Origin of the sequence: Leifsonia sp. SIMBA_070 (assembly GCF_046534635.1) — a bacterium.
Classification (GTDB): Bacteria; Actinomycetota; Actinomycetes; order Actinomycetales; family Microbacteriaceae; genus Leifsonia.
The window spans coordinates 1-275 of the sequence record NZ_JAWRYK010000224.1 but is presented as its reverse complement, the minus strand read 5'-3'; the positions used below and the strand labels follow the sequence as shown (position 1 = coordinate 275).

The 275-nt window shown below is 60.7% G+C and carries 1 pseudogene; it reads right to left on the bottom strand.

Annotated features, from left to right (window positions below):
* Positions 1–275, bottom strand: a pseudogene (locus SB754_RS20125) (translation initiation factor IF-2); the annotation flags it as partial.

Here is a 275-nt window from a genome sequence, read left to right as displayed (position 1 = left end):
ACGATCGAGCCGGCGATGTTTCCGAACTTGGAGGAACGGAAGACTTCGCGGACCTCGGCGGTGCCGAGCTGGACCTCTTCGTACTCAGGCTTGAGCATGCCCTTGAGGGCGAGCTCAATGTCATCGATTGCCGCGTAGATGACGGAGTAGAAGCGCATGTCGACGCCTTCACGCTCTGCCAGATCGGCAACACGCTCGGCCGGCTTGACGTTGAAGCCGATGATGACGGCGTTGTCCACCGTCGCCAGGTTGACGTCGTTCTGCGTGATGGCACC